The sequence below is a fragment of the Streptomyces mutabilis genome, from assembly GCF_046628145.1.
Lineage (GTDB): Bacteria > Actinomycetota > Actinomycetes > Streptomycetales > Streptomycetaceae > Streptomyces > Streptomyces mutabilis.
On the sequence record NZ_CP176874.1, the window covers coordinates 5,587,139 to 5,606,321 of the forward strand.

Consider the following 19,183-nt stretch of genomic DNA (forward strand, 5'->3'; position numbering starts at 1 on the left):
AGAGAGTGGCGAGCACACGGTGGACGTGCAGAAGAAGCTCGACGAGATCACCGCGATGGTCTCCGGCGCCCGCGCCATGCCCATGTCGGCCTCGTGCGTGGTCAACCGCGCGGAACTGCTCTCGATGCTGGAGGAACTGCGCGCCGAGCTGCCCGGTTCCCTCGCCCAGGCCCAGGAGCTGATCGGCGACCGGGAGCAGATGGTGGCGCAGGCCCGCCAGGAGGCCGAGCGGATCATCGAGAGCGCACACGCCGAACGCGGCTCCCTCATCGCCGACACCGAGGTGGCCCGCCGCTCCCAGGCCGAGGCCGACCGCATCCTCGCCGAGGCCCGCCAGGAGGCCGAGGAGGTCCGCGCCGAGGCCGACGACTACGTCGACTCCAAGCTCGCCAACTTCGAGGTCGTCCTCACCAAGACCCTCGGCTCCGTCGGCCGGGGTCGCGAGAAGCTGCTCGGCACCGGCCCCGGCCTCGACGAGAACGGCTACGAGGACGAGGACGCCCCCGAGCGCAGCCACGACCCGCAGACCCTGCGCCGCGACGCCGACGCCTACGTGGACACCAAGCTCGGCGCCTTCGAGGCGGTACTGGCCAAGACCCTGGAGGCGGTCGGCCGGGGCCGGCAGAAGCTGCACGGCCGGATCGCCACCGACGACCTCGGCGCCCTCGCCGACGACTCCACCACCGTCCAGCACTCCAGCGACGCCGACTACCTCGCCGACCTGGCCGCCCTCTCCGACGCCCCCGCCGAGCAGCCCCGCCGGCGCGAGTACGGGGAGCAGCGGGCGGCGGCCCCGGTGCCGGCACAGGCCGTACCGGAGATGCCCGCCCACCAGCCGGCGTACGGCTACGCCCAGCAGCAGCCCGACCCGTACGCGGGCTACCAGCAGGGCTACGGCGGCCAGGACCCCTACGGCTACCAGCAGCAGACCGCCGACCCGTACGCGTACCAGGGCTACGACGCGTCCCAGCAGACGTACGACGGACAGCAGGGATATCCGCAGCCCCAGCAGCCCGCGCAGCCCGCGCACGCCCCGCAGGCGCAGCCGCAGACCCTCGACGAGACCAGTCTCTTCGACACCAGCATGATCAGCGCCGAGCAGCTGCGGGCCTACGAACAGGGCCGCGGCCTCTAGCGCGCGGCACCCCGACCGGCCCGGATTGGGCCGTGAGCGAATGGTCCAGTATCCTGGCTCTTCGGTCGCGCGTACGTCCGCGATCGCCGCTGCCCGGGAACACTGAAGGGCGGCGTCCCCCAGCTGTACCCCAGCCATGAAGACCGAAAGCAGGAATGGTTCTGAACGCGCGCCTCGACCACCGCGACCCCCTCGTGTTCGACACGCACGAGCTGGGACGGCGGCCCGGTGCGCTCCAGCGCCTGACCCGCACGGTCGACGCTCCCCGGGATTTCGGTATCCAGGGAGTCATCGGAGTGCCGGAAGGCGCCCCGGTGGAACTCGATCTCCGGCTCGAGTCGGTCATGGAAGGGGTGCTCGTCACAGGCACCGCCCGTGCCAAGGCCGAGGGGGAGTGCGTAAGGTGTCTGGAGCCGCTCGAGCAGCAGCTCGACGCGGACTTCCAGGAGTTGTTCTCGTACCCTGACGCCGACGACCGGGGCCGCCCTGTGGCGGAACCCGGCGACGACGCCGAGGACGACGAGGACAGGCTCTTCGTCGAGGACGGACTGATCGGCCTCGAACCCGTGCTGCGCGACGCGGTGGTGCTCGCACTGCCGATGCAGCCGGTGTGCCAGGAAGACTGCCAGGGCCTGTGCTCCGAGTGCGGAGTACGCCTGTCGGACGACCCGGACCACCACCACGACGCCGTCGACATTCGTTGGGCGGCATTGCAGGGACTCGCCGGTTCACTCGGAGACGGCGAGAAGGACGAGATGAGCGGCGCCGAAGCTGGCGTCGACGAGAAGCAGGAGAAGTAGCCGTGGCTGTTCCGAAGCGGAAGATGTCGCGCAGCAACACGCGCCACCGCCGGTCGCAGTGGAAGGCTGCGGTCCCCACCTTGGTTGCGTGCGAGCGCTGCCACGAGCCCAAGCAGCAGCACATCGCGTGCCCGTCTTGCGGCACCTACAACAAGCGCCAGGTCCTCGAGGTCTGAGCGGCTGGTGAGAGGCACTGTGTCAGTCCCCAAGAAGGCGGATGACGCCAAGGCGGACCCACCCGCCAAGAAGAAGGCGGACAACAACCAGGCCTCGTCCCACACGCTTCTGGAAGGGCGGCTCGGCTACCGGCTCGAGTCCGCCCTTCTGGTGCGTGCACTGACCCACCGTTCCTACGCGTACGAGAACGGCGGTCTGCCGACGAACGAGCGGCTGGAGTTCCTCGGTGACTCCGTCCTCGGCCTCGTCGTCACGGACACGCTGTACCGCACCCACCCCGACCTGCCCGAAGGCCAGCTGGCCAAGCTGCGGGCCGCGGTGGTCAACTCGCGTGCGCTGGCGGAGGTGGGCCGCGGGCTCGAACTCGGCTCCTTCATCCGGCTCGGCCGTGGTGAAGAGGGCACGGGGGGCCGGGACAAGGCATCCATCCTCGCCGACACCCTCGAAGCGGTGATCGGCGCGGTCTATCTCGACCAGGGCCTCGACGCGGCCTCCGAACTGGTGCACCGCCTGTTCGACCCGCTGATCGAGAAGTCCTCCAACCTCGGTGCCGGCCTGGACTGGAAGACCAGCCTCCAGGAGCTCACCGCGACCGAAGGGCTCGGCGTCCCCGAGTACCTGGTCACGGAGACCGGCCCCGACCACGAGAAGACCTTCACTGCTGCCGCCCGCGTCGGAGGCGTCTCGTACGGCACCGGCACCGGCCGCAGCAAGAAGGAGGCGGAGCAGCAGGCCGCGGAATCCGCGTGGCGGTCGATCAAGACCGCGGCGGACGAGCGCGCCAAGGCGACGGCGGACCAGCCGTCCGCCGAAGTCGACGAGGCCGCCGACACCTCGTCGGCCTCCGCCTGACGCACCCGTTCTCCCGCACGTCCCGAACGCCCGCCCCGCTCCCGGGGCGGGCGTTCGGTTCGTCCACCGGCCCACCCGAGGGGATGCCATGCCCGAGTTGCCCGAGGTCGAGGTCGTCCGGCGCGGCCTGGAGCGCTGGGTCGCCCACCGCACCGTCGCCGACGCCGAGGTCCTGCACCCGCGCGCCGTGCGCCGGCACATCGCCGGCCCCGACGACTTCGCCCACCGCCTGAAGGGCCACCGCATCGGCACACCCAGCCGCCGCGGCAAGTACCTGTGGCTGCCCCTGGAGGACACCGGTCAGGCGGTCCTCGCCCACCTCGGCATGAGCGGCCAGCTCCTGGTCCAGCCGCACGAGGCGCCCGCCGAGAAGCACCTGCGCATCCGCGTCCGCTTCACCGACGCCCTCGGCACCGAACTCCGCTTCGTCGACCAGCGCACCTTCGGCGGTCTCTCCCTGCACGAGACCGGCCCCGACGGCCTGCCCGACGTCATCGCGCACATCGCCCGCGACCCGCTCGACCCGCTCTTCGACGACGAGGCATTCCACCTCGCCCTGCGCCGCAAGCGCACCACCGTCAAACGGGCCCTGCTCGACCAGTCACTGATCAGCGGCGTCGGCAACATCTACGCCGACGAGGCCCTGTGGCGCTCCCGCCTGCACTACGAACGCCCCACGGCCACCCTCACCCGCCCCCGCACCACCGAACTCCTCGGTCACGTCCGGGACGTCATGAACGCTGCTCTCGCCGTCGGCGGCACCAGCTTCGACAGCCTCTACGTCAACGTCAACGGCGAGTCCGGCTACTTCGACCGCTCACTCGACGCCTACGGCCGCGAGGGCCTGCCCTGCCGCCGCTGCGCCACGCCGATGCGCCGCCGGCCGTGGATGAACCGCTCCAGCTACTTCTGCCCGAAGTGCCAGCGGCCCCCGAGGACCACCCCGTAAGCGGCCACACCGCGCACCGCGGGCGATCACACCGCGGGCGCCCGCTCCGCGTCGTAGCACTCCCGCGCCGCGAGCACCTCGTCCATCCGCCCCTCCAGGCACTCGATGAGGGCGATCAGCCGCCCGGCCACCTCGTGTCCCAGCGGCGTGAGCTCGTAGTCCACGCGCGGCGGGTTGGTCGGCTGGGCCTCGCGGTGCACCAGGCCGTCGCGCTCCAGGGCGTGCAGCGTCTGGGCCAGCATCTTCTCGCTGACGCCGTCGACGCGGCGCCGCAGCTCGTTGAAGCGGAAGGACCCCTCGTACAACGCGCCGAGCGTCAGCGCGCCCCAGCGCCCCGTGACGTGCTCCAGAGTGCCGCGCGAGGGACAGGCCCGGGAGAACACGTCGTACGGCAGGTCCTGCTCCACCGTGCGCTCCTGCGTGGTCGACATACCTCCAGCGTACGTGAGCACAGCGCTGCCCCGCAGAGCGCGCGGAGCGGGGGTGAGTGCTCCTCGGCGCGGGATCAGCAGCCGAGGAAGTGCGCCCCCGCACGGACCGCAGACGGCCCGACCCCAACGCTTCTCGCACCTGGCAGGATGGCCAGCGTGCTCCTGCCTGCACCGAAGGATCTGACCTCGACGGTGCGAACCGACTTCGGCGATGACGCGGCTTGGGTCTCGGTACAAGCAACGATCGACGCCGCAGACGGATCCCCGCACGCTACGTACGTCAGTGACCCCCGCTTCACCGACGTGAGCATCCAGGCGCTGACCGACGAGGAGACGGCCACCGAGGACGACGACGACCTCACCTACGTGTTCCTCGCGGATACGGCCACCATGACCGACCCTTCGTCTCCGCTCCTGGCCGTCGACCTCTACGACGAACCCGGACGGACGTTCCGGGTACCGGCCCGGTGGTACCCCGAGGTTTCCGCCAATCTGAGCATCGCCAACATGGACTTCGCCGATTTCGCCGACGCGGTTGACGGTTCAGGGACATTCCGCGGCTGGGGCGACGACTGAACCGGGCCGTCCCCTCCCGGCGCACGACGGCGGGGGGGGGTCGGCGGAGCGGCTTCGGGCTGGAGCTGCTTCGGGGTGAGGTCCACAGCCGGCCGGCGCTTCGGGCCGCGAGTGCCGGGACCGGTCGCGTCTTGTGGGACGAGAAGCTTGCCGCTGACGGCCCGGACCCGGCCCATGAGGGCGCCTGGCCCGCTGACCTGCGGTTGTCTCAGTAGCCGAAGTTCTGCGTCCACCAAGGGCCGCCGGAGCCGAAGTGGACGCCGACGCCCAGGGTCTGGAAGTCGCAGTTCAGGATGTTGGCGCGGTGGCCGGGGCTGTCCATCCAGGCGTCCATCACGGCCTGGGCGTCGGTCTGGCCGCGGGCTATGTTCTCGCCGCCGAGGTTGCCTATCCCGGCCGCCTCGGCGCGGTCCCAGGGGGTCGCGCCACTGGGGTCGGTGTGGTCGAAGAAGCCCTGCTCGGCCATGGACCGGCTGAAGTCCTCCGCCAGTCCGGTGAGCGCGCTATTCGCGGCCAGTGGACGGCAGCCGACCTTCGCCCGCTCCTCGTTGACGAGGTTGAGCACCTGGGCCGCGGCGACGGCCTGGTCCGACGCCGCGGCGGGCGCGCTCGGCCGCTGCGAGCCCTCGGTGGCCGGACGCGAGGGCGTGGGCTTCGGCTCGGTGCTGGGGGTGGTCTTGGGCTTCTTCGTCTTCGACGGTGTCTCGGCGGGGGCCGCGGGCTTGGACGCCGACTCCGAGGGGGAGGGCGAGGCGTCCGAGGACGGGGACGACGGGGAGGACGAGGGCTTCGAGGGCGAGGCTTCCGTGGAGGACGGTGCGGACGACCGGTCGGTGCCGCGGCTGGTGGCGGTGTCGCCGCCCCGGCCTGCCTCGGCGCTGCCGGAGGTACCGCCCTGCCCGGACGGGGTGTTGGTCGGGACGTCCTGGGCCTGCACCCGGTCGCCGCCACCGCTGCTGCCGCCGATGCGGTAGTTGTCGAGGCCGGGTACCGCGCCCGTGGCCACCGCCACCGTACCGATGGCGACCGCGGCGGAGATCCCGAGCAGGCCCGTACGGACCGGGGCGGCCTTCTTCCGGCGCCGACGGCGGGTTCCGGCGCGCCCGGTGCCCTCGTCGGGGCTGTACCCGTCGCTCGGGAAGGGAACGGTGCGGCCGGCCTGCGGCCGGCCGTCGCCCTCGCCGCCGTCCGCGTCGTCCGGCGCGAACAGGTAGGCGTCACTCTTCGCGCGGGCCTCGGCGTACGCCTCGGGGTTCAGGTAGGGCGCGATACCCATCGTGGGGCGGTCGCCCGGAGCGTGCGGTTCGCCGGTCCGTCCCGTCGTACCGTCCGTCGGCCGGCCCCCCGCGGCACGGCCCGTGGCGGCGCTGCCGGCGGCGGAGCGTCGGTGGCGTCCCATGTTCTGGCCTTCCTCGTCCTCGCGGTCCTGACGCAGGACGTGTCCTCGCGGTCGACGCGTCCTCACGATCAACACGGAACTCACACGTACGAGTGAGTTTCAGGTGAGATTCATTGGGTGGGGACGGTACCGCATGGCGCAAGGGGGTGAAGTGTCCGGCGAGACATTGACTGGTTAGCTTGCACCCATGAGCGAGGATGTACGGCTGGTCGCGTGGGTGCGCGGACAGGTCCAGGGTGTGGGTTTCCGCTGGTTCACGCGGGCGAGGGCCCTGGAACTCGGCGGGATGAGTGGTTTTGCTCTCAATTTGGCCGACGGGCGGGTCCAGGTCGTCGCGGAGGGCCCGAGGGAGCGCTGCGAGGGGCTGCTGGAGTGGCTGCGCGGCGACGACACGCCCGGGCGGGTGGACGGCGTCACCGAGATCTGGGACACACCGCGCGGCGGCTACGAGGGCTTCGCCATTCGCTGACGCCGGGCCGGGCGGACGAGCCGCGGCGCCCGGCACAGGGCTCGCGGGGGACGGTCCGAAGAGGAAACGGGCAGGTGGTTGCCAAGAACGACGTCCTCGTGGCAGGCTCCCGACCCAGGATGATCGCCACGCCCCCAGGGGCCCGCAGGAGTCGCCGCGCCGCCGTTTCCGGGCCGCGTGCCCCCGGGTGCCCGCCAATACGGGGCGTGATCGTGTTGACCGTCAAACTTTTTGGTGAGACGCTGAAAGCCCCGCGCACCTTAGCTGTTTGGCATGGTTGAACGGCAGAAAAAACTCCAAAGTGCCAAGCACCGCGGGTGCGATTCCTACACGACCCACACCGCTTCGGTCGGTCACTCATTGTGGAGGACCATCCATCATGGCAAAGGCGCTTCTCGGTTACGTCGGCGGCTCCGACCCGCGACTCCTCGCCGAGATGCGACGGCTCCAGCAGCGCGTCCAGGACCTGGAATCCGAACTCGGACGGATCCAGGCGGAGAAGGACGCGCTGGCGGCTGCCGCTTCTCACGACAGGATCATGGAGAGCATGGAGAGCGTTGACGCACACCAGGCGGAGCCTGCGCTCACCTGATCGCTGCTGATCACTGCATCGCTCCACTACGACACGGCAGTGGGCGGGCCCGCCCGTACCGCCGCTCACGTGTCAGAGTCTGCAAGGGACGCTTCGGCGTCCCTTCTTTCTTCCCCCGTCCCAGCGCCTCCGTCGTCCGGCCCCGCCGTCCCTGCCCCGCGCAACCTTTCACCCTCTTCAACGTCTGATGTGCCCTGCACGTTCACCCGTGAAACCGCGGCGGTTCACCGGTTCATGGAGTGAGACTCCCGCGAAAGGTAGAGTCCGACGGCGTGCACCTGAAGGCCCTGACCCTGCGCGGGTTCAAGTCGTTCGCCTCGGCGACCACCCTCCGGTTCGAGCCGGGCATCACCTGCGTGGTCGGTCCCAACGGCTCGGGCAAGTCCAACGTCGTGGACGCGCTCAGCTGGGTCATGGGCGAACAGGGCGCCAAGTCGCTGCGCGGCGGCAAGATGGAGGACGTCATCTTCGCCGGCACCACCGGCCGCCCGCCGCTCGGCCGGGCCGAGGTGTCGCTGACCATCGACAACTCCGACGGGGCGCTGCCCATCGAGTACGCCGAGGTCACCATCACGCGGATCATGTTCCGCAACGGCGGCAGCGAGTACCAGATCAACGGCGACACCTGCCGCCTCCTCGACATCCAGGAACTGCTCTCCGACTCCGGCATCGGCCGCGAGATGCACGTCATCGTCGGACAGGGCCAGCTCGACTCCGTCCTGCACGCCGATCCGATGGGCCGCCGCGCCTTCATCGAGGAGGCTGCCGGTGTCCTCAAGCACCGCAAGCGCAAGGAGAAGGCGCTCCGGAAGCTGGACGCGATGCAGGCCAACCTCGCGCGCGTGCAGGACCTGACGGACGAGCTGCGCCGCCAGCTCAAGCCGCTCGGCCGCCAGGCCGCCGTCGCGCGCCGGGCCGCCGTCATCCAGGCCGACCTCCGGGACGCGCGCCTGCGCCTCCTCGCCGACGACCTCGTACGACTGCGCGAGGCGCTGCAAGCCGAGATCGCCGACGAGGCCGCGCTCAAGGAGCGCAAGGAGGCCGCCGAGCGGGAGTTGGGCAAGGCGCTGCGCCGTGAGGCGGACCTGGAGGACGAGGTCCGCCGGCTCACCCCGCGTCTCCAGCGCGCCCAGCAGACCTGGTACGAGCTGTCCCAGCTCGCCGAGCGGGTGCGCGGCACGATCTCGCTGGCCGACGCGCGCGTGAAGAGCGCCACCTCCGCGCCCCCCGAGGAGCGCCGCGGCCGGGACCCGGAGGAACTGGAGCGCGAGGCCGCCCGCGTCCGCGAGCAGGAGGCCGAACTCGAAGCGGCCCTGGAGGCGGCCGAACGCGCCCTGGAGGACACGGTCGCCCACCGCGCGGAGCTCGAACGCGAACTGGCCCAGGAGGAACGCCGCCTCAAGGACGCCGCCCGCGCCATCGCCGACCGCCGTGAGGGACTGGCCCGGCTCAGCGGCCAGGTCGGCGCCGCCCGCTCCCGCGCCGCCTCGGCGCAGGCCGAGATCGAGCGGCTGGCCGAAGCACGGGACGAGTCCCGGGAACGGGCCGCCGCCGCACAGGAGGAGTACGAGGCGCTCCAGGCCGAGGTCGACGGCCTCGACGCCGACGACCAGGAACTCGCCGAACGGCACGAGACGGCCAAGCGGCAGCTGGCCGAGGCGGAGGCCGCCCTGAGCGCGGCCCGCGAGGCGGCCACCGCGGCGGAGCGCGAGCGCGCGGCGACACAGGCCCGCCACGAGGCCCTCGCCCTCGGACTGCGCCGCAAGGACGGCACCGGCGCGGTGCTCGCCGCCAAGGACCGGCTCCCCGGCCTGCTCGGCCCGGTCGCCGGGCTCCTCACCGTGACGCCCGGCCACGAGGCCGCCCTGGCCACCGCCTTCGGCGCCGCCGCCGACGCCCTCGCGGCCACCTCCCCGGCGGCAGCCGCCGACGCCATCCGCCTGCTGCGCAAACAGGACGGCGGCCGGGCAGCCCTGCTGCTCGCCGGCGCCCCCGACGACGTAGCCGAAGAGCGCCCGAGCGGCGGGGCGCGGTACGCCGCCGACCTGGTCCGGGGCCCGGCCGAGCTGATGCCCGCGGTACGGCGGCTGCTGCGCGGGATCGTCGTGGTCGCGACCCTGGAGGACGCCGAGGACCTGGTCTACGCCCACCCGGAGCTGACCGCCGTCACCGCCGACGGCGACCTGCTGGGCGCGCACTTCGCGCAGGGCGGGTCGGCCGGGGCGCCCAGCCTGCTGGAGGTGCAGGCGTCCGTGGACCAGGCCGCCGCCGAGCTCGCGGAGCTGGGCGTGCGGTGCGAGGAGCTGGCCGGAGCGCAGGCCGCGGCCGTCGAGCGGCGACGGGAGTGCGCCGCGCTCGTCGAGGAGCTGGGGGAGCGGCGCCGGGCCGCCGACCGGGAGAAGTCGGCCGTCGCCCAGCAGCTCGGGCGGCTCGCGGGCCAGGCGCGGGGCGCCGCCGGTGAGGCGGAACGGTCCGCCGCCGCGGCCGCGCGGGCGCAGGAAGCGCTGGACAAGGCGCTCATGGAGGTGGAGGAGCTGGCCGAGCGGCTAGCCGTGGCCGAGGAGATGCCGGTCGAGGAGGAACCCGACACCTCGGTACGGGACCGGCTCGCCGCCGACGGGGCCAACGCCCGCCAGACGGAGATGGAGGCCCGGCTCCAGGCCCGTACCCACGAGGAGCGGGTCAAGGGCCTCGCCGGACGCGCCGACTCCCTGGACCGGGCCGCCCGCGCCGAACGGGAGGCACGCGCGCGTGCCGAACAGCGCCGGGCCAGGCTCCGCCACGAGGCCGCGGTCGCCGAGGCGGTCGCCGCCGGCGCCCGGCAGCTGCTCGCGCACGTGGAGGTCTCCCTCACCCGTGCCGACGAGGAGCGCACCGCGGCGGAGGCCGCCAAGGCCCGGCGGGAGCAGGAGCTGACCGCCGCGCGCACCGCCGGGCGCGACCTGAAGGCGGAGCTCGACAAGTTGACGGATTCAGTCCACCGGGGCGAGGTACTCGGCGCCGAGAAGCGGCTGCGCATCGAGCAGCTGGAGACCAAGGCGCTGGAGGAACTCGGTGTGGAACCGGCGGGGCTCGCGGCCGACTACGGCCCCCATCAGATGGTGCCGCCCTCGCCCCCCGCCGAGGGTGAGGTGCTCCCCGAGGACCCCGAGCACCCGCGCAACCGCCCGCGGCCCTTCGTCCGCGCCGAGCAGGAGAAGCGGCTGAAGGCCGCCGAGCGCGCCTACCAGCAGCTCGGCAAGGTCAATCCGCTGGCGCTGGAGGAGTTCGCGGCGCTGGAGGAGCGGCACCAGTTCCTCAGCGAGCAGCTGGAGGACCTCAAGAAGACCCGCGCCGATCTGCTCCAGGTCGTCAAGGAGGTCGACGAGCGCGTCGAGCAGGTCTTCACCGAGGCATTCCGGGACACGGCCCGGGAGTTCGAGGGCGTCTTCAGCCGCCTGTTCCCGGGCGGTGAGGGGCGACTGATCCTGACCGACCCCGACAACATGCTCACCACGGGCGTGGACGTCGAGGCCCGGCCGCCCGGAAAGAAGGTCAAGCGGCTCTCGCTGCTCTCGGGCGGGGAGCGCTCGCTGACCGCCGTGGCGATGCTGGTGTCGATCTTCAAGGCGCGGCCCAGCCCCTTCTACGTCATGGACGAGGTCGAGGCGGCGCTCGACGACACCAATCTCCAGCGGCTGATCCGGATCATGCAGGAGCTGCAGGAGGCGTCGCAGCTGATCGTGATCACGCACCAGAAGCGCACGATGGAGGTCGCCGACGCGCTGTACGGCGTGTCCATGCAGGGCGACGGTGTGTCGAAGGTCATCAGCCAGCGGCTGCGTTAGTTCGCTTGGCCTGGTAAGCGGCACTCGCTTCAAGTCTTGAACACGTATCCCCTGAACGCATCTGCAAACTCACACCTCTCGACCTATTGACTTCGAAACTTGAAGGCATAGTCTCTGCAACGTTGCTTTTACCTTCAGGTCCCTTTCAGTGGCATCTCGAAGGCGAACCACCCCGGCAGCGTTGCCGGTAGCCCGAGGAGTACACGTGGCCAGCACATCGCAGGCATCCACATCAGGAGCCAGGACGGCTCACCCCGAACATCTCGGGCACGTCATCTTCATCGCGGCGGCGGCCGCGATGGGCGGTTTCCTCTTCGGCTACGACAGCTCCGTGATCAACGGCGCGGTCGAGGCCATCCGGGACCGCTACGACGTCGGTTCCGCGGTGCTGGCCCAGGTCATCGCCATCGCGCTGATCGGCTGTGCCATCGGCGCGGCGACCGCGGGTCGCATCGCCGACCGCATCGGCCGCATCCGCTGCATGCAGATCGCGGCGATCCTCTTCACCGTCAGCGCCGTCGGCTCCGCACTGCCCTTCGCGCTGTGGGACCTGGCCATGTGGCGCGTCATCGGCGGCTTCGCCATCGGCATGGCCTCGGTCATCGGCCCCGCCTACATCGCCGAGGTCTCCCCGCCCGCCTACCGCGGTCGCCTCGGTTCCTTCCAGCAGGCCGCGATCGTCATCGGCATCGCCGTCTCGCAGCTGGTCAACTGGGGCCTGCTGAACGCCGCCGGCGGCGACCAGCGCGGTGAGCTGATGGGCCTGGAGGCATGGCAGGTCATGCTCGGCGTCATGGTCATCCCGGCCGTCCTCTACGGCCTGCTCTCCTTCGCCATCCCCGAGTCCCCCCGCTTCCTGATCTCGGTCGGCAAGCACGAGAAGGCCAAGCAGATCCTCGAAGAGGTCGAGGGCAAGGACGTGGACCTCGACGCCCGCGTCGCCGAGATCGAGCACGCGATGCACCGCGAGGAGAAGTCCTCCTTCAAGGACCTGCTCGGCGGCAGCTTCTTCTTCAAGCCGATCGTCTGGATCGGTATCGGCCTGTCGGTCTTCCAGCAGTTCGTCGGCATCAACGTCGCGTTCTACTACTCCTCGACGCTGTGGCAGTCGGTCGGCGTCGACCCGACCCAGTCGTTCTTCTACTCGTTCACGACGTCGATCATCAACATCGTCGGCACCGTGATCGCGATGATCTTCGTCGACCGCGTCGGCCGCAAGCCGCTGGCCATCGTCGGCTCGGTCGGCATGGTCATCGGTCTGGCGCTGGAGGCCTGGGCCTTCTCCTTCGACCTGGTCGACGGCAAGCTCCCGGCCACGCAGGGCTGGGTCGCGCTGATCGCCGCCCACGTGTTCGTGCTCTTCTTCGCCCTGTCCTGGGGCGTGGTCGTCTGGGTCTTCCTCGGCGAGATGTTCCCGAACCGGCTCCGTGCCGCCGCGCTGGGCGTGGCCGCCGCGGCGCAGTGGATCGCCAACTGGGCCATCACCGCGAGCTTCCCGTCGCTGGCCGAGTGGAACCTGTCCGGCACCTACGTGATCTACACGATCTTCGCCGCGCTCTCCATCCCGTTCGTCCTGAAGTTCGTGAAGGAGACGAAGGGCAAGGCCCTGGAGGAGATGGGCTGACCGCCCGCCCGCCCGAACCCGGGGAGAAGGGCCAAGTCCCCGCTGCCCCTCTCCCCGTACCGTCCGCCGCCCCCGGTCCGTCACCTTCGGACCGGGGGCGGCGGTGTGCCGGGCCCCGGTCACCGGATGAGGACGCCGGCGCCGATGCGCCGGGCACGCGGCGTCGCCGCCCCGACGTCGTCCGGGCGGTCGCCGATCTCCCTGTCGAGCAACGAAGGAAGCGGGCGCCCGGCGAACGCGCCGCCCGAGACCCCACACCTTCCGGCGCCAGGACTCGAAACCGGCGGAGTCGTTGACTTCCTCGGATGTACCGAGCACGTCGAACTCCCCGTTCGGCCCCCGGACGACCACTTCCACGTCGAGACTCGCGGGTGCGGGCAACCACCGCACGGCCCGAGCGGGCAGCGGCCTTTCGCCGCGGTACGTGCGCGCATACGACGACGCCCCCACTCCCGTGGCGTTCGACGGGGAGCGGGGGCGTCGGCGGGGGCGCCTGCGTCGGTCAGACGGTCACGGTCTCGGCCGTCCGCTCGGACTGCTCCGCGGACGCCGCCGGCACGACCAGCGCCGGCTTCGGCAGCACCGCGTACAGCAGCCCGGAGATCACGACCGTGGCCACCCAGCCCAGCCCGTACTCGCCGACGAAGTTGTTCGTGGCGAGCGGGCCGGTGAACCAGTCGGACGTGGTGAACATCAGGCCCGCGATCAGACCCACGGCCCAGGCGACGACGGCGGCGGGCGAGAAGCCGCCCCGGTACCAGTAGGCGCTGGTGCGCGTGGTGTCCGCCATCGCCTCGCCGTCGTACTCCCGTCCGCGCAGCATGTCCGCACCGAAGACGCCGACCCACGCCGAGAAGGCGACCGCGAGCAGCGACAGGAAGGCGATGAAGGAGCCCATGAAGCTGGTCGCCACCAGCATCAGCACGCCGCCGAAGATCAGCGAGATGACCGCGTTGACCGAGACCGCCCAGTGGCGCGGGATCCTGAAGCCCAGGGTCTGCGCGGTGAAGCCGGCCGAGTACATGGACATCGAGTTGATCAACAGCATACCGATCAGCGCGATCAGCAGGTACGGCACCGCGATCCAGGTCGGCAGGATCTCGCCGAGGAAGGAGACCGGGTCGGCGGCCGAGGCCAGGTCCGGCGTGGAGACGGCCATGATCATGCCCATCAGCACCATGGGCAGTACGACGATGCCCGCGCCGCCCACCGTGACACCCACGATGCCCTTCGAGGAGGCCGTGCGCGGCAGGTAGCGGGTGAAGTCCGGCGCGGACGGGATCCAGCTGACGCCTCCGGCCGCGATCAGGCCGACGCCGGTGATCATCGCGGCCACCGAGCCGGCGGACCGGTCGAACACCGCGGACCAGTCGGTGTCGACGATCAGATAGCCCAGCACGAGCACGGAGAAGGCGCCGAAGAGGTACGTCGCGTACTTGTTGCACTTCTGTACGGCGTTGATGCCCAGTCCGGAGATCGCGAACGTCGCCACCACGAAGGCGAGCAGCGTCACCATGTCCAGCACGCTGTTGGCCTCGATGCCGAACACGATGTCCAGCACGGTGAGCACGGCGTACGCGCCGGTCACCGCGTTGATCGTCTCCCAGCCCCAGCGGGCGATCCAGATCAGCGACCCCGGCAGCAGGTTGCCCCGCTGGCCGAACACCGCGCGGGAGAGCGCCATGCCGGGCGCGCCACCGCGTTTGCCGGCGATGCCGATCAGCCCGACCAGGCCGTACGACACGACCGGCGCGGCGGCCGCGACGACCAGGGCCTGCCAGAAGTTGAGCCGGTACGCCACCACGAGGCTCGCGCCCATCGTGAGCAGCAGCACGCTGATGTTGGCGCCGACCCAGGTCGGGAAAAGCTCGCGGGTCCGGGCGGTGCGCTCATGGTCGGGCACCTGCTCGATGCCGCGGGTTTCCAGGGCGCCTTCGGTCTCGGCGGTCTTGCTCATGTGGGGGGTCCGTGCCTCGATCGTGGGAGAAGAGGGGGCGGTCGGGACTCTACGCGCGTTGACGTGGCCTCTACCATCGTACTTTGATCCGACTCCTTCCTTCCAGTGGCCTTTGTCCTTTGGAGGAAGCCACAAGCGGGCTGTCCTGGGGGTCCATGGCTGATACTGGACGGGTTATGGAAATCGTCATCCTTGCTGTAGTCATCGCCGTGGTCGTGATCGGCGCGCTCGGCGGGCTGATCGTGGGCAGCCGCCGCAAGAAGCAGCTGCCTCCGCCGCCCCCGTCCACGCCCGACATCACCGCCCCTCCGGCCGAGCCGCACGTCGGCGAAGAGGCCGAGACACCGCGCGACGAACCGCGCCGGACGATAGAGGAGGTCGACCTCCCGGACGGCGGCACCGCCACCGTCGAGGAGCCGCCGGTCGTCGAAGAGCTCGAGGTCCCTCAGCTCGAGGTTCCCGAGCCCACCGCCGGCCGTCTGGTCCGGCTCCGTGCCCGTCTCTCCCGCTCGCAGAACGCCCTCGGCAAGGGCCTGCTCACCCTGCTCTCCCGGGAGCACCTCGACGACGACACCTGGGAGGAGATCGAGGACACGCTGCTCACCGCCGACGTCGGCGTGCAGCCCACCCAGGAGCTGGTCGAGCGGCTGCGCGAGCGGGTGAAGGTGCTCGGCACCCGCACGCCCGAAGAGCTGCGCGGCCTGCTGCGCGAGGAGCTGATCACCCTCGTCGGCCCCGACATGGACCGCGAGGTCAAGACCGAGCCGCCGAACAGCAAGCCCGGCATCGTGATGGTCGTCGGCGTCAACGGCACCGGCAAGACCACCACCACCGGCAAGCTCGCACGCGTGCTGGTCGCCGACGGCCGCAGCGTGGTCCTCGGCGCCGCCGACACCTTCCGTGCCGCCGCCGCCGACCAGCTCCAGACCTGGGGCGAGCGGGTCGGCGCCCACACCGTGCGCGGCCCGGAGGGCGGTGACCCCGCCTCCGTCGCCTTCGACGCGGTCAAGGAGGGCAAGGAGCTCGGCTCGGACGTCGTGCTCATCGACACCGCCGGCCGCCTGCACACCAAGACCGGCCTCATGGACGAGCTCGGCAAGGTCAAGCGGGTCGTGGAGAAGCACGCGCCGCTGGACGAGGTGCTGCTCGTGCTCGACGCCACCACCGGTCAGAACGGTCTGATCCAGGCCCGGGTCTTCGCCGAGGTCGTCGACATCACCGGCATCGTGCTGACCAAGCTGGACGGCACGGCCAAGGGCGGCATCGTCGTCGCGGTCCAGCGCGAGCTGGGTGTGCCGGTCAAGCTGATCGGGCTCGGTGAGGGCCCGGACGACCTGGCGCCGTTCGAGCCGGCGGCGTTCGTGGATGCCCTCATCGGCGAGTGACACCGTCGCGCGGCGTGACGAGCGCAAGCGCCCGCTCCCGGAGTTCCGGGGGACGGGCGCTTCGTCGTACGCGGGGGAGCGCGGAGTGGCGGTCGCGGCGCCCGGTGACCGGGGGAGGGTTGCCCCGCCGGGACGAGGGATCGGGTGCCGTGCGCCGGCCGTCGTGCCGCCCGGTGCCCCGATGTGCGCGCGGACGCGGGTGCGCGCGGTCGGCGCAGGGCGTGTGCGTGTGCGGCACTGCGCACGGTGCGGCGCGCGACGCCGTGGGGCCCCTCGGCCCGCTCGGCGCGGGCCGCTTCGCCGACCGGCCGTCGGGCGCTCCGCCGAAGGGCGCCCGGTCCGGAGCCCCGGCGTCCTACGCCCTCGACCGATGGGTGACGTACGCCAGCGTCCCGAGCAGTAGCCGGGCCTCCGGTGGCTTCGTCGCCGAGTCGAGGGCCGGCGGGCGCAGCCAGCGCACCGGTCCGAGGCCGCCGCGGTCGGAGGGCGGGGCGGTGACGTACGTACCGGGGCCGAGGCCGTGCAGGTCGAGGGCGGAGGGGTCGTCCCAGCCCATGCGGTAGAGCAGCCCGGACAGTCCGGCGGCGGCGCCCGGGGCGACGAAGAAGTGGGCGCGGCCCTGCGGGGTCGCCGTGACCGGCCCGAGCGGCAGGCCCATGCGCTCCAGCCGGGCCAGCGCCCGCACCCCGGCGGCCTCGGCCACCTCGATCACGTCGAACCGGCGCCCGACCGGCAGCATCAACGCGGCGCCCGGGAACTGGGCCCAGGCCTCGCTCGCCTCGCCCAGGGTCGCCCCGGCCGGCACCTCGGGCGCGAAGTCCAGCGGATGCGCGCCCGGCGCGGGGCAGCCGTGCCGGCCGCAGGAGCACGCGCCGCCGGCCGCCCGGGCGCCCGGCACAACGTCCCAGCCCCACAGTCCGGTGAACTCGGCCACCACGGTGCACTCCGATGCGCGACCGCGGCGGCGCGCGCCGGACCGGATGTCGCGGATGCCCCGCGTGCCGCCGATGCCGATCGTGAAGCCCATGCCCCCTCCAACGGGTCCGACGCAACGCGGTTACGCAGCGGACGCGAAACGTGACTCTCTGCTTCCAACTCCCCAGTGTGGCGCGGTTCAGACAGCGTCCTGAAGCGCTCCGGGTGGTGTACCGGCTCACGCGCGCCCCGGCGTGCACCCTCGCACCGACTCCTGGTCGGCCTATGTCAAGTGAATCGCGTGCAGGCCACTGTGAGTTCATTCGAAGGGGTGGCGAATGGTGGCGATTCTGCAATCGCCATGGCTGGACGGGTGATCGTAGGATTACTTTGTGTGCATGAAGCCGTGGGGCACATGCACTCGTGGGTATGCCGGAGGCAACTCGGCTTTCCGTTCGAAGGGTGGCAACCGCCGGACGGAGGGCCCCGGCCACCGGCATTCTGATAGGGCTTGGCGCACTCGGCGACAGGTGGTTCCAGGGATGGGGGCGTTCCAGTGAGCGGCAACGGCGGAAGCGGTACGAGCGCGGGAAGCGCCTCGCACGCTGACAAGCGCCCCAACGAGCTGCTCACCTCCTGGTTCGCCCGCAGCGGCTGGTCCAAGGGCGAGCTGGCCCGCCAGGTCAACCGCCGGGCCCGTCAGCTGGGCGCCAACCACATCTCCACGGACACCTCGCGCGTGCGCCGCTGGCTCGACGGCGAGAATCCGCGCGAGCCGATCCCGCGCATCCTCTCCGAGCTGTTCTCCGAACGCTTCGGTGTCGTCGTCTCCGTCGAGGACCTGGGCCTGCGCACCTCCCGCCCGGCCCCCTCGGCGACCGGCGTCGACCTGCCCTGGACGGGCCCGCAGACCGTGGCCCTGCTCAGCGAGTTCTCGCGCAGCGACCTGATGCTGGCGCGGCGCGGCTTCCTCGGGAGCTCGCTGGCCCTCTCCGCGGGCCCGTCCCTCATCGAGCCCATGCAGCGCTGGCTCGTGCCCTCGCCCCCGGCCGCCGGCTCCGGGCGAGACTCCGCACCGGGTTCACGCGCGCGCGGGCGCCTGTCCAGGCCGGAGCTGGACCTGCTGGAGTCCACCGCGGTGATGTTCCGCCGCTGGGACGCCCAGTGCGGCGGCGGCCTGCGCCGCAAGGCGGTCGTCGGCCAGCTGCACGAGGTGACCGACCTCCTCCAGGAACCCCAGGGGGAGGCCACCCGCGCCAAGCTGTTCAAGGTCGCCGCCGAACTCGCCGAGCTGGCCGGCTGGATGTCGTACGACGTGGGGCTCCAGCCCACCGCCCAGAAGTACTTCGTCCTCGCCCTGCACGCCGCCAAGGAGGCCGGCGACCGGCCGCTCGGCTCCTACATCCTCTCCAGCATGAGCCGCCAGATGATCCACCTCGGCCGGCCCGACGACGCCCTGGAGCTGATCCACCTCGCGCAGTACGGCAGCCGGGACTGCGCCAGCCCCCGCACCCAGTCGATGCTGTACGCGATGGAGGCCCGCGCCTACGCCAACATGGGCCAGCCCGGCCGCTGCAAGCGCGCGGTGCGCATGGCCGAGGACACCTTCGCCGAGGCCGACGAGTGGGACGAGCCGGACCCGGACTGGATCCGCTTCTTCTCCGAGGCCGAGCTCCACGGGGAGAACAGCCACTCCTTCCGCGATCTCGCCTACGTCGCCGGTCGCAGCCCCACGTACGCCTCCCTGGCCGAGCCCCTGATGCGCCGCGCGGTGGAGCTGTTCGCCGAGGACGAGGAACACCAGCGCTCCTACGCACTGAACCTGATCGGCATGGCCACCGTGCACCTGCTGCGCCGCGAGCCCGAGCACGCCACCGGACTGGCCGTCGAGGCCATGGGCATCGCCAAGAAGGTCCGCTCCGAACGCGTCAACACCCGCATCCGCAAGACCGTCGACACGGCCGTACGCGATTTCGGCGACCTGGGGGAGGTCATCGACCTCACCGAACGGCTCGCACAAGAACTGCCGGAGACCGCCGAGGCGGTCTGACACCCCCGAGCCCCGGCCGCGGCCGGCCCTCCCGAACTGCCCGAC

The 19,183-nt window shown here is 71.6% G+C and carries 16 protein-coding genes; 12 read left to right on the forward strand and 4 right to left on the reverse strand.

From position 1 onward, the window contains the following. Positions 1-19 precede the first annotated feature (19 nt). The 5 genes from ACLIN4_RS25365 (at position 20) to mutM (ending at position 3,913) form a co-directional block, all read left to right on the forward strand. Entirely contained in the window at positions 20-1,135 is a 1,116-nt protein-coding gene (locus ACLIN4_RS25365; RefSeq protein ID WP_107477931.1) for a cell division initiation protein, read from the forward strand. Positions 1,136-1,290: 155 nt separating this feature from the next. After that, on the forward strand, positions 1,291-1,935 hold the full coding sequence (locus tag ACLIN4_RS25370) for a YceD family protein (RefSeq protein WP_100044542.1): 645 nt from the start codon (positions 1,291-1,293) through the stop codon (positions 1,933-1,935). A gap of 2 nt (positions 1,936-1,937) precedes the next feature. Further along, the gene (gene rpmF, locus ACLIN4_RS25375; protein ID WP_003951102.1) at positions 1,938-2,111 is read left to right on the forward strand and encodes a 50S ribosomal protein L32; all 174 of its coding nucleotides are present in this window, start codon (positions 1,938-1,940) and stop codon (positions 2,109-2,111) included. Positions 2,112-2,118: 7 nt separating this feature from the next. Continuing rightward, entirely contained in the window at positions 2,119-2,964 is an 846-nt protein-coding gene (rnc, locus tag ACLIN4_RS25380; protein WP_179342458.1) for a ribonuclease III, read from the forward strand. Positions 2,965-3,052: 88 nt separating this feature from the next. Beyond that, a complete protein-coding gene (gene mutM / locus ACLIN4_RS25385) occupies positions 3,053-3,913 on the forward strand; it encodes a bifunctional DNA-formamidopyrimidine glycosylase/DNA-(apurinic or apyrimidinic site) lyase (RefSeq protein ID WP_100044544.1) in 861 nt (286 codons plus the stop codon). A 26-nt stretch (positions 3,914-3,939) separates the two neighbouring features. On the opposite strand, the gene ACLIN4_RS25390 is transcribed toward mutM, so the two are convergent. Then, the gene (locus tag ACLIN4_RS25390) at positions 3,940-4,344 is read right to left on the reverse strand and encodes a winged helix-turn-helix transcriptional regulator (protein ID WP_411576259.1); all 405 of its coding nucleotides are present in this window, start codon (positions 4,342-4,344) and stop codon (positions 3,940-3,942) included. Positions 4,345-4,491: 147 nt separating this feature from the next. On the opposite strand from ACLIN4_RS25390, the gene ACLIN4_RS25395 reads away from it, so the two are divergent. Continuing rightward, a complete protein-coding gene (locus ACLIN4_RS25395; RefSeq protein ID WP_411576260.1) occupies positions 4,492-4,920 on the forward strand; it encodes a DUF6924 domain-containing protein in 429 nt (142 codons plus the stop codon). A gap of 208 nt (positions 4,921-5,128) precedes the next feature. On the opposite strand, the gene ACLIN4_RS25400 is transcribed toward ACLIN4_RS25395, so the two are convergent. Next, a complete protein-coding gene (locus tag ACLIN4_RS25400; protein ID WP_411576261.1) occupies positions 5,129-6,319 on the reverse strand; it encodes a CAP domain-containing protein in 1,191 nt (396 codons plus the stop codon). Between the two features lie 187 nt (positions 6,320-6,506). Between ACLIN4_RS25400 and ACLIN4_RS25405 the strand changes: the two genes are divergently transcribed. The 4 genes from ACLIN4_RS25405 to ACLIN4_RS25420 all read left to right on the forward strand — a co-directional run bounded on the left by ACLIN4_RS25405 (position 6,507) and on the right by ACLIN4_RS25420 (position 12,831). After that, positions 6,507-6,788, forward strand: a complete 282-nt coding sequence (locus ACLIN4_RS25405; RefSeq protein WP_019328759.1) for an acylphosphatase — start codon at positions 6,507-6,509, stop codon at positions 6,786-6,788. A gap of 379 nt (positions 6,789-7,167) precedes the next feature. Beyond that, positions 7,168-7,380 carry a hypothetical protein gene (locus ACLIN4_RS25410; RefSeq protein ID WP_030188592.1) on the forward strand — a complete coding sequence of 71 codons (213 nt, stop codon included), beginning with the start codon at positions 7,168-7,170 and terminating at the stop codon, positions 7,378-7,380. A gap of 272 nt (positions 7,381-7,652) precedes the next feature. After that, on the forward strand, positions 7,653-11,207 hold the full coding sequence (gene smc, locus ACLIN4_RS25415) for a chromosome segregation protein SMC (protein WP_307652051.1): 3,555 nt from the start codon (positions 7,653-7,655) through the stop codon (positions 11,205-11,207). A gap of 205 nt (positions 11,208-11,412) precedes the next feature. After that, positions 11,413-12,831 (forward strand): sugar porter family MFS transporter, encoded by a 1,419-nt coding sequence (locus tag ACLIN4_RS25420; protein WP_100044549.1) that lies wholly within the window; start codon positions 11,413-11,415, stop codon positions 12,829-12,831. Positions 12,832-13,333: 502 nt separating this feature from the next. Here ACLIN4_RS25420 and ACLIN4_RS25425 read toward each other — a convergent pair. Further along, entirely contained in the window at positions 13,334-14,788 is a 1,455-nt protein-coding gene (locus ACLIN4_RS25425; RefSeq protein ID WP_107480483.1) for a cytosine permease, read from the reverse strand. A gap of 176 nt (positions 14,789-14,964) precedes the next feature. Between ACLIN4_RS25425 and ftsY the strand changes: the two genes are divergently transcribed. Beyond that, the gene (gene ftsY, locus ACLIN4_RS25430; protein ID WP_100044551.1) at positions 14,965-16,173 is read left to right on the forward strand and encodes a signal recognition particle-docking protein FtsY; all 1,209 of its coding nucleotides are present in this window, start codon (positions 14,965-14,967) and stop codon (positions 16,171-16,173) included. 355 nt (positions 16,174-16,528) lie between these two features. Here ftsY and ACLIN4_RS25435 read toward each other — a convergent pair whose 3' ends face one another. After that, positions 16,529-17,200, reverse strand: coding sequence for a bifunctional DNA primase/polymerase (locus ACLIN4_RS25435; RefSeq protein WP_307652049.1), 672 nt, complete (start codon positions 17,198-17,200; stop codon positions 16,529-16,531). Between the two features lie 444 nt (positions 17,201-17,644). On the opposite strand from ACLIN4_RS25435, the gene ACLIN4_RS25440 reads away from it, so the two are divergent. Further along, positions 17,645-19,138: a hypothetical protein gene (locus ACLIN4_RS25440; RefSeq protein WP_100044553.1), complete on the forward strand. Its 1,494-nt coding sequence runs from the start codon at positions 17,645-17,647 to the stop codon at positions 19,136-19,138. The last annotated feature ends 45 nt before the right edge of the window (positions 19,139-19,183 follow it).